6 protein-coding genes are annotated in these 6,868 nt (G+C 64.8%); 5 read left to right on the forward strand and 1 reads right to left on the reverse strand.

Going from position 1 to position 6,868, the window contains the following annotated elements:
- The first annotated feature begins 673 nt into the window (after positions 1–673).
- The gene (locus tag BMW49_RS16985) at positions 674–1,750 is read left to right on the forward strand and encodes a GGDEF domain-containing protein (protein WP_069519284.1); all 1,077 of its coding nucleotides are present in this window, start codon (positions 674–676) and stop codon (positions 1,748–1,750) included.
- A gap of 12 nt (positions 1,751–1,762) precedes the next feature.
- Here the strand turns inward: BMW49_RS16985 and BMW49_RS16990 are convergent, their stop codons facing one another.
- Positions 1,763–3,220, reverse strand: a complete 1,458-nt coding sequence (locus BMW49_RS16990; protein WP_069519283.1) for a sigma-54 interaction domain-containing protein — start codon at positions 3,218–3,220, stop codon at positions 1,763–1,765.
- A gap of 449 nt (positions 3,221–3,669) precedes the next feature.
- Here BMW49_RS16990 and BMW49_RS16995 point away from each other — a divergent pair, with 449 nt between their 5' ends.
- From BMW49_RS16995 to BMW49_RS17010, 4 genes are all read left to right on the forward strand, one after another.
- The gene (locus tag BMW49_RS16995; protein WP_069519282.1) at positions 3,670–4,671 is read left to right on the forward strand and encodes a DctP family TRAP transporter solute-binding subunit; all 1,002 of its coding nucleotides are present in this window, start codon (positions 3,670–3,672) and stop codon (positions 4,669–4,671) included.
- Between the two features lie 49 nt (positions 4,672–4,720).
- Positions 4,721–5,197, forward strand: a complete 477-nt coding sequence (locus BMW49_RS17000; protein WP_069519281.1) for a TRAP transporter small permease — start codon at positions 4,721–4,723, stop codon at positions 5,195–5,197.
- Positions 5,187–6,485 carry a TRAP transporter large permease gene (locus BMW49_RS17005; RefSeq protein WP_069519280.1) on the forward strand — a complete coding sequence of 433 codons (1,299 nt, stop codon included), beginning with the start codon at positions 5,187–5,189 and terminating at the stop codon, positions 6,483–6,485. Before BMW49_RS17000 ends, BMW49_RS17005 begins: the two co-directional genes overlap by 11 nt.
- Before the next feature lie 116 nt (positions 6,486–6,601).
- Positions 6,602–6,760 (forward strand): YqaE/Pmp3 family membrane protein, encoded by a 159-nt coding sequence (locus tag BMW49_RS17010; RefSeq protein ID WP_069519279.1) that lies wholly within the window; start codon positions 6,602–6,604, stop codon positions 6,758–6,760.
- Positions 6,761–6,868 lie beyond the last annotated feature (108 nt).

Raw genomic sequence — 6,868 nt, forward strand, 5'->3', positions numbered from 1 at the left:
AACAACGCATGGCGAGATTTTGCGCGCAACCCGCAGGGCCGGGCCCGTTTTAGCGCGATGCTGCGTTTCTCGATGGCTCATTTAGCCGGCTAAACTTCGCATCTCGTGCCTTGCCTCGCGCTAAAACTGGCTCCGGCGCGGCCGCGAACGAAACGGGAACAGACCCTAGGGCGACGCCGGTGGACGTGGTCGGTGAGTCAGGCAACCGCGGCACGTCGTGGACAAGGCTAGAGCGAAAGTTGTGCCAGGCGTGCTTATGGTGCTTGTTGAGGCCGGTGAAAGGCCTATGGCTTATGGGGTGGGGGAGTTTTTAGGCGTCATGGGGAGGGCAATGCAGGCAGGGGCGAGTGTCTTGTATTCTGGAATAAGTCCAGAAATGTGGATGTTGGCAGGGCAGATATTCCAAGAATCTGGAATATCTGCGTATACAAGTCCGGCCATTCCCGGGTATCGCTGCGCTCAACCCAGGCTACTGGATCGCGAGCATCAGTCAGCTGTGGGCGCCCTACCTTGTAGCCTGGGTTGAGCAGCGCGATACCCGGGGCAGGTTCTATCTGGATGGCGAAATTGTGCCGGTCATAAGCACGTATTTAGGTGCTGTTGCCCGCTGGCTAATCGGGCCGTCTTTCAGGCACAGTGAGCCATCACTCCGCCACCCATGTAGCGCCTGGCCATGTTTTTCCGATCACCAGCCAATGCGGGCAGTGACACTGGTGCTGCCGTAGACGACTTGCAGGATGTCGGCCAGCGTTCGCTGATCCGCCTGATCTTTGCCGCCACCGGGCTAACCCTCGGGGTGTTCTGTGCGCTGCAATTCATGGCGGGCAACTACCTGTTTGCCAGCTTTGAGCTGGTATGTACCGGGGTCTTGTTGTGGGGCGCCTGGCGGATCGTCAGGGTGCGCAACCTGCTGCCCTGGATCTACCTCTACCTGCTGCCGACCTTCAGTTTTTTGCTGTACATCATCGTCATCCCCAATGCCTCGAAGACCGCCTTTGTCTGGGTCTACAGCATTCCCGTGCTGTCTTACCTGTTGCTGGGACGCAAGCGCGGCAGCCTGATATCGCTGCCCTTTGTGCTCGGGGCGCTTGGGCTCTACCTCTACACCTACCCCGTACGCCTGGATGCCGAGGGCCTGATCGACCTGGGTAATGCGGTGTTTTGTGGGGTGATGATTCTGGTCTTTGTCCACCTCTACGAAACCCGTCGCGCCAGCGCCCACCAGCAGTTGCAGCGCATGGCGCGCACCGACGCGCTGACCGGTGTAGCCAGCCGTGGCAGCTTCCAGCAGAGCCTGGAGCAGAGCATTCGCGAGGCGCAGCGCAACCAGAGCAAGCTGGTGCTGGTGATTCTCGATGTCGACCACTTCAAGACGGTCAACGATCAGTATGGGCACGATGCCGGTGACCAGGCCCTGCGGCATATCTGCATCACCCTGAGTGAGCGGCTGCGGGCCAGCGATACCCTGGGGCGGTTGGGCGGTGAGGAATTTGGCCTGCTGTTGCGTGATACCGGGCACGCCGCTGCCGAGCCACTGGTCGACCTGTTACGTGAGCAGATTGCCAGCAAACCGTTGATATATGGCGAGCAGCAGATCGAACTCTCCGTGACCCTGGGCCTGGCCGAGTGGCCCGCCGATGGTCAGACCGTCGAGCAACTCTATCGCTGCGCCGACCAGCGCCTGTATTGCGGCAAGCAACAGGGGCGTAATCGCACCATCAGCCTCAGTGGCGCCACCGCGACGACCTGAGACGCACCGGCGCTAGCCGCGTCGCCCCAGCCCATGCTGCGCCAGCTTGGCGTACAAACCTGCACGGGAGATGCCCAGGCGTTCGGCGGCCTGTTGGCGATTGCCAGCCGCTGTGGCCAGGGCCTCGAGCAAGGCCTGGCGTTCGGCATTGGCCAGGTGCTCGGCCAATGTCTGCGGCATGTGAGCCGGCGCCGGCGGCGGGCTGTCTGGCGCCGGCGTGACCGGGTTGACCAGCAGCGGGCGTAGGCTCTCGACGCTCAGTCGGCCTTCGGCGCTCAATTGGGCGCGCTCCAGCAGGTTGCGCAGTTCGCGTACATTGCCGGGCCAGGGCTGGGCGCCGAGCAGGGCCAGGGCGTGCGGGTCGAGTTCCATGGGTGGCTGCCCGGCGCGGTTGGCGATGTCGTCGAGCAGGTGCTCGACCAGCGCGGGGATATCGCTGACCCGCTCGCGCAGCGGCGGCACCCGCACATCCAGCACATTCAGACGGTAGTAGAGGTCGCCACGAAACTGCCCGGCAGCGACCTTGGCTTCCAGGTCGATGTGGGTGGCGGCAATCACCCGCACGTTGAGCGGTTTGACCTGGTTGGCGCCCAGCGGCTCCACTTCCTGCTCCTGCAGCACGCGCAGCAGCTTTGCCTGCAGCGGCAACGGCAGGTCGCCGATTTCATCAAGGAACAGGGTGCCGCCGTTGGCCACCTCGAATTTGCCGATACGGCCCTTGCGATCGGCGCCAGTGAAGGCGCCTGGCGCGGTGCCGAACAGCTCGGCTTCGACCAGGGTTTCCGGAATGGCCGCTACGTTGACCGCGACGAAGGGGCCGTTGGCCCGTGGCGAGAGGTTGTGGATACCCTGGGCCAGCAGCTCCTTGCCGGTGCCGGTTTCGCCGCGCAGCAGCACCGTGGCATCCAGTTGCGCCGCACGCCGTGCCTGGCGTTTGACCTCGCTGGCCGCCGGGCTGGCGCCGATAAACCCGGCGATGGTGTAGCGCGCCCGGCGTGCCTTGGCCAGCTCGTGCTGGGTGGCGAGCAACTGGCTCTGCAGGCTGTCGTACTTGGCCATCAGCGGCTTGAGGTGGCGGGCGCGGTCGAACAGCACGAAGCCCAGGGCGCCAACCAGGGTGCCGTCCTCGTCGCGCAACGGAATGCGCGTGACCACGAAATGCTCCGTGCCGAACGCCATCAGGTCGAGCATGCTCGGCTGGCCGCTCTCTACCACTTCGCGCAGGCGGCTGGCCGGCAGCACCTCTTCGATGGCCTTGCCCAGGGCGGTACGCGGGTCGGCGATGCCGACCTTCTGCGCGTACTTGTCGTTGATCCAGACAATCCGCGCCTGGCGATTGACCGCGATGGTGCCCTCGCACTGGGCATCGAGGTGATCGAACAACAGCGGCATGGCCACCGCGCGAAAACGCTCGGGCGACACACCGATGATCAGGCCGTGCTGGTCGAGGTCGTCGCGAGAGATGGCCATGGCGGAGCATCCAGAATCAGGTGCCGGCGATTATGGGTGGCGGCTCGCGCACAGGGCAAGGCGTTGCGGGCCGGAGCCAGGTGGCTGGGACGATGGGGCCGCGTAGCGCTCCAGAACCTGTCCCGGGTATCGCGTTGCTCAACCCAGGCTACCTGGCTCGCAGTCCCGTAGCCTGGGTGGAGCGCAGCGATACCCGGGAATAGAAACTCGCGTTACCCGTTGGACGAATGGCATTCGCCGCGCGCTTCTGGAATAGTTGGGCGGCTCGCCTAACCTGCGGGCATCTGCCGTTGGCCCACAAGGCCTGCCCGGCAGCCGTGACACCTGCTGTGTCCCTCTTTGCGTGCCGACCTGGCGCGCCTGGCAAGCCATCCGCTCGCCGCTGGATCCGCCCCGGTTTGTCCGAGGCCATAACGACAATGACCAAGATCCATACAAGGACGCCCCCGATGAAACTCAAGCGACTCTTTGCCGCGCTCGCTGCCGGCGCTGCGCTGACCACCCTGTGTGCGACTGCCCAGGCCCGTGAATATTCCGTATCCACCGTATTGTCCGACGCCTTCCCCTGGGGCCAGGCCGCGCAAAAGTGGGCCGACCTGGTCAATGAGCGCTCCGAAGGGCGCATTACCCTGCGCGTGTACCCCAACGCGCAATTGGTAGCCGGTGATCAGACCAAGGAATTCTCCGCCATGCGCTCCGGGCTGATCGACATGGCCGTGGGCTCGACCATCAACTGGTCGCCCCAGGTGCCGGAGCTCAACCTGTTCTCCATGCCGTTCCTGATGCGCGACAACGCCGACCTGGACGCCATCACCCAGGGCGAGGCCGGCAAGCTGGCATTCGCCGCCATCGAGCAGCGCGGCATCATGCCCCTGGCCTGGGGCGAGAACGGCTTTCGCGAGCTGTCCAATTCGGCCAAGCCGGTGCGCACCCCAGCCGACCTGAAGGGGCTGAAAATCCGTGTGGTCGGCTCGCCGCTGTTCCAGGACACTTTCAGCGCTCTGGGCGCCAACCCCACGCAAATGAGCTGGGCCGACGCCAAGCCGGCGCTGACCACCGGTGCCGTGGACGGCCAGGAAAACCCGCTGTCGGTGTTCGACGTGGCGCGTGTCGACCAAGTCGGGCAAAAGTACCTGACCCTGTGGCACTACATGGCCGACCCGCTGATCTTCGCGGTCAACCAGCGCGTCTGGAAAACCCTGCCCGAGGCCGACCGTGAGCTGCTCGAACAAGCCGCGATCGACGCCGGCAAGTGGGAGATCGAACTGTCGCGCGGCCAGCAGGCCCAGCGTCTGGCCGACATCCGCAGCCGTGGTGTCGAGGTGGTCGAGCTGAGCGATGCCGAGCGCCAGGCCTTCGTCGATGCTACCCAAAGCGTGCACACAAAGTGGGCCGACAAGGTCGGCAGCGAGCTGCTCGACGCCGCCCGCAGCGCCATCGCCAAGCCCTGATCTGCCGTCCGGGCGCCCCTACGCGGCGCTCGCTGGTTGCGAGAATTCCATGACTACAGAAACGGACGCGCCGCTTGAGCGCGTACTGGCCACCCTGGCCCTGGTGATCATCAGCCTGATCAGCCTGGCCAACGTGGTGGTGCGTTACTTCACCAATGCCTCATTCGCCTTCACCGAGGAAATCTCGGTGTTTATGCTGGTGATCCTGACCTTTGCCGGCGCCTCGGTGGCGCTGCGGCGTAACCGGCATATCCGCATCGGCTTTCTCGAACGCCTGTTCCCGCGCTTGCGTACGCCGCTGATCCTCCTGCAATGGCTGGCCAGCATGCTGGTGCTGGGCCTGGTGCTGTGGTTTGGCGGGCAGTTCGCCTGGGAGGAATACCAGTGGCAGTCCGAGTCCCCGGGTTTGGGCCTACCGAACTGGTGGTACGTGGTCTGGCTGCCGATTCTCGGCCTGTGCATGGCCGTGCGCCTGAGCCAGATGACCCTGGACCGCCTGCGCGGGAGGGTCGGCGATGAGCCCTGATTTCTGGTTGATCGCCAGCTTCCTGGCCCTCTTGCTGCTGGGCGTGCCGGTGGCCTTCGCTTTGGGTCTGTCTGGCGCCATCGGCATCCTCGCCGGCCTCTCGCCGGACATGCTCGCGACCCTGGGCACCAACACCTACAACGGCGTGGCCAAGTACCCGCTGATCGCCATTCCGCTGTTTATCCTCACCGGCCTGGTGTTCGAGAAAGCCGGCGTAGCGCTGCGCCTGGTGCGCTTTGCCCAGGCCGTGATCGGCCCGCGCCACGGTGGCCTGGCGATGGTCGCGGTGCTGGTCTGCCTGATCATGGGCGGCATGAGCGGCTCCGGTCCGGCCGATGCCGCTGCGGTGGCCATGGTGATGCTGCCGAGCATGACCAAGGCGGGTTATCCCAAGCCGTTCTCGGCCACCCTGATCGCCGCATCGGCCTCCACGGCGATTCTGATCCCGCCGTCGATTGCGCTGATCCTCTACTCCATCGTGGTGCCCGGCGTGGACCTGCGCGCGCTGTTCGCCGCCGGCCTGTTCCCCGGCATCCTCGCCGGTCTGGTGTTGCTGCTGCCGGCCTGGCTGCTGTCGCGCCACTATGGCTGGGAGTCGCCGGAGGCGGCCGAGCGCCCGCCGCTATGGCCGAGCTTCAAGCAGGCGCTGCCCGCGCTGTTTGCCCCGGTGCTGATCCTGGGTGGTCTGCGCAGTGGCCTGTTCACCCCCACCGAAGCGGCAGTGGCCGGAGTGGCCTACGGCGTGCTGGTCGGCCTGCTGGTCACCCGCGAGCTGGACTGGCGCAGCCTGTGGAAGCTCTGCGGTGAGTCGGCGATCATCTCCGGCGTGGTCATGCTGATCATCGCCCTGGCCGGCATCTTCGCCTGGGCCGGGACCATGCTCGGCACCTTCCGCCACCTGGCCGAGTGGCTGATCTCGCTGTCGGACAACAGCTGGGTGCTGCTGGCGCTGGTGATGCTCGCCGTGCTGCTGGCCGGCATGCTGCTCGATGCCATCTCCATCTACCTGATCCTTATGCCGATCCTGATCCCGGTGATGCAGCACTTCGCCTGGAACCCGGTGTGGTTCGGCATTCTGCTGGCCATGAACATTGCCATTGGCCAGTTCACTCCGCCGGTGGCGATCAACCTGATGGTTACCGCCGAGGTGGCGAAGATCCGCCTGGAGCAGACCATCGGCTGGGCGCTGCTGTTTGTGGTGGTGATGGGCGCGGCGCTGCTGCTGGTGGCCGTGTTCCCGGAAATCGCCCTGTGGCTGCCGCGTACCCTGGGTTATAGCGTGGAGTAGTCGCGCGCCCTGAGTGCATCAGGGCGCGTTACCTGAACCCTGTGTAAAGCTTCGCTGTCTGATTCGAGACCTGCCCGGCGCCAAGCGCCGGGATTTACTGAACAAGGAGTTTTTTCATGGACCTGATCCGCATCCTGATCGCCATTCTGCTGCCGCCGCTGGGGGTCTTCCTGCAAGTCGGCTTTGCCGGCGCGTTCTGGCTGAACATCCTGCTGACGCTGCTGGGTTATATCCCCGGCATCATTCATGCGGTGTACATCATCGCCAAGCGCTGAAGCATCGCCCATACAGCCGGTAGCCTGGGTTGAGCATCGCGATACCCGGGAATAGGTGTCCCGGGTGTCGCTTCGCTCGACCCAGGCTACGAGCTGCCGTTTTTCGAT

This window comes from Pseudomonas cuatrocienegasensis (genome assembly GCF_900110925.1).
In the GTDB taxonomy this organism is placed as follows: Bacteria; Pseudomonadota; Gammaproteobacteria; order Pseudomonadales; family Pseudomonadaceae; genus Aquipseudomonas; species Aquipseudomonas cuatrocienegasensis.

What these genes read in the sequence shown, in the direction of transcription:
- BMW49_RS16985 (WP_069519284.1), top strand. Translation starts at nt 674, where the DNA reads ATGTTTTTCCGATCACCAGCCAATGCGGGCAGTGACACTGGTGCTGCC.
- BMW49_RS16990 (WP_069519283.1), bottom strand. Translation starts at nt 3,220, where the DNA reads ATGGCCATCTCTCGCGACGACCTCGACCAGCACGGCCTGATCATCGGT.
- BMW49_RS16995 (WP_069519282.1), top strand. Translation starts at nt 3,670, where the DNA reads ATGAAACTCAAGCGACTCTTTGCCGCGCTCGCTGCCGGCGCTGCGCTG.
- BMW49_RS17000 (WP_069519281.1), top strand. Translation starts at nt 4,721, where the DNA reads ATGACTACAGAAACGGACGCGCCGCTTGAGCGCGTACTGGCCACCCTG.
- BMW49_RS17005 (WP_069519280.1), top strand. Translation starts at nt 5,187, where the DNA reads ATGAGCCCTGATTTCTGGTTGATCGCCAGCTTCCTGGCCCTCTTGCTG.
- BMW49_RS17010 (WP_069519279.1), top strand. Translation starts at nt 6,602, where the DNA reads ATGGACCTGATCCGCATCCTGATCGCCATTCTGCTGCCGCCGCTGGGG.